The organism is Aerococcus sp. L_32, from assembly GCF_050689315.1.
Genome location: NZ_JBOEQF010000269.1, coordinates 1 through 2,841, shown reverse-complemented (window position 1 = coordinate 2,841; position 2,841 = coordinate 1). Strand labels below are relative to the sequence as shown.

The following is a 2,841-nucleotide window of genomic DNA, read 5'->3' as shown; positions in this document are numbered from 1 at the left end:
AATGGTCATGGGCAATGGTGCGAGTATCGTTAGCAACGATTCTAAACACCCTCTGGTATTCTTTGATAATGGATTGCCAGATGTGTCAATAAGTAATAGTTTAAGAATCTTGGGTTTTACTTACAAGGAGTTTTTCACAAATAGCCTGAATAATATCCAGGTGAATGAAATAAAGGAAAAACTAAAATACCTTTTAACTTATGGATCAGTTGTTGCTGGCCCAATAGATATGGGATATTTAACGTATAACCCTAACTCAATTAATCTAAGTGGTGTTGACCATTTTGTATCAATTTATGATGTGGACGAAGAGTTCGTTTTATTTACATGATCCTGCCGGTTATCCATGTATGAAAATAGTATTCAAAGAATTTATTGAAGCTTGGAAAGCTAATTTGATAGATTACAAACGCGGTTCGTTTTCAATGTGGGGTAAGTTCAAAAAAGTTAAAACTCCCAACTCTGAAAAAATATTTCATGAAGTATCCTTAATAATGAAAAAGCGATACCAAAAAGGTGAAAACAATGTTATAGAAAAATTCGCCCATGCAGTAAGAGATAATGGACTGAATCAAGAACAAAAACAAATTCTTCAGTTTTTTAGTTTTCGATTGGCTTCTGCCAGAAATTTGTATATAAGTAAGTTCTTGAAAAGTCATGATTCAAATAAATCAAAAATTAAAGAACAATTGGCTGAATTATTTGGACAAGCACACTTATCTACACTTAAAGAAGATTATTTTAATTTAGCACATACACTTGAAGAAATTGCTCAACTTGATGAAGAATTTAAGGCATTATGTTTACAAATTGAAGGAGAAGATTAGTATGGATAATAACATGAAAATTGATATAGGGACTTTACAAAGAGTCGTCATAGATAAAATGAACTTATTTTATATGGAGGTACCAAATAACCCTGAGAGCCAAAAAAAAGCCTGGCCATTATTTGAAGTACATTTCCCTTCCTTAACCGGCAGAAAAATGTTTGGTTTAGATTATGATGAAAATAAAGTATATAGAGTTTGTTCCGTAGTCCTTGAAAGTGATCGAGATGATACATATGGTTTAAACCAATTTGAGTTTGAGGGCGGAAATTATTTAAGGTTAAGACTTAAATATGATGTGCCCGAACTTTATGAGAAGATTAGCCCTGCATATGATTTTCTTTTCAGTCAATATGGGGGTCATATTAATTGGTCACTTCCAATGATAGAACACTATAAATCTAAGAATATTTTAGATATAATGATTCCTATTAATGAATGATGAAATTAACTAATGTTATATAGTCGAAATATTAATTTAATTCGATATTTTTCACCTTAAATACAGTGAAGCAGTATGTTTATTAACAAAAATTTTCAGCGGCGCAATTAACAATTAGTTCTGCCAATAAACGAATCCGAAGAAGCTAAGCATATTGGAGTGAGCTGAGTGGCTAAAGTCGTGAAGTTTTGATGTTAATAAATATATAAAAATTGCTTGAAGTAATAATTACACAATTCGTGAGTTTTGAGATAGAGCAGAAACTTGGAAACGTAGTTAAGATTCAAAATTAAGAGAGACATTTAGTTATGCTGGGTGCTGCAAAACTAAATGTCTCTTTCATTCTTTAATAAGAATGTATCTTTGTTCTAAATTAGATTGAAATGGGTATCGGATTTGGATTAAAGAATGCTGCAAGAGACAAATCTGGTAAGGCTTATGAGCAAGCACCAAAAATCAATTTATTTTTGTGATTTAGTCGATATGTTTCCTGTCTGCAATAGTGTAAATAATTATCCTACTATGAAACAGACTCGACTATATTGTGCACAGATTGTCGGATAGAAAAACGCACCCTTTGATAATGTTGATGATGAAAGGAGGTTGTTCAATGGATTCTTTAAGAAGTATGAATAATGCATTGGCATATATTGAAGAGCACTTAACGGAAGAAATTGACTATAGTGAAGTATCTAAAATTGCTTACTGTTCAGAGTATCATTTTAAGCGGATGTTTTCATTTTTAGCTGGCATAGGTTTATCAGAATATATTCGGAGAAGAAGACTGTCGTTGGCTGCAATTGATTTGAAAGATACAAATTTGAGAATAATTGATGTAGCCGTCAAATATGGCTATAATTCGGCTGATTCATTTTCCCGTGCTTTTCATTCCCTGCATGGTATTCTCCCTTCTGAGGCAAGGAGTGAGAATACACAATTAAAAGCTTATCCACGAATGACCTTTCAATTATCAATTAAAGGAGGATGCGAAATGAACTATCGTATTGTTGAGAAAGAGTCGTTTAAGTTAGTAGGATTTAAGAAGAGAGTCCCAATTATTTTTGAAGGTGTAAATCAAGAGATTGCACAAATGACCGAATTTTTAACACCGGAGGTTATTAAACAATTAAAAGCAATCTCAAATGTAGAACCAATGGGTATTATTAGTGCTTCCACTTATTTTTCAGAAGGAAGAATGGAAGAAAAGGGCGAGTTGGATCATTACATCGGGGTAGCAACTTCAGGTGATGAAATAGCAGAATTTGATGTATTAAAAATTGATGCTTGTACCTGGGCAGTATTTGAATCGATTGGACCATTCCCAGAGACACTTCAAAATGTATGGGGTAGAATATACTCAGAGTGGTTTCCGTCTTCAAGTTATGAGTTAGTTGAAGGCCCAGAAATTTTGTGGAACGAGAGTCCAGACACTGGAAATCCAAAGTATCGAAGCGAAATCTGGATTCCGGTAAAGAAAAAAGACTATTAATTACACCGATTTTTATGATTGAGGGCACTCCTAGCAAGAGTGCCCTTTTTGTAAACGGTACGATTGGTGGATATATTCCCACG

At 33.4% G+C, this 2,841-nt stretch carries 2 protein-coding genes and 1 pseudogene; all 3 read left to right on the top strand.

From position 1 onward, the window contains the following. Window positions 1-827, top strand: a pseudogene (locus ACRCJ0_RS11575) (DNA repair protein RadC); the annotation flags it as partial. A 1-nt stretch (window position 828) separates the two neighbouring features. Beyond that, on the top strand, window positions 829-1,269 hold the full coding sequence (locus tag ACRCJ0_RS11570; RefSeq protein ID WP_419971743.1) for a hypothetical protein: 441 nt from the start codon (window positions 829-831) through the stop codon (window positions 1,267-1,269). Window positions 1,270-1,879: 610 nt separating this feature from the next. After that, entirely contained in the window at window positions 1,880-2,758 is an 879-nt protein-coding gene (locus tag ACRCJ0_RS11565; RefSeq protein ID WP_419971742.1) for an AraC family transcriptional regulator, read from the top strand. The last annotated feature ends 83 nt before the right edge of the window (window positions 2,759-2,841 follow it).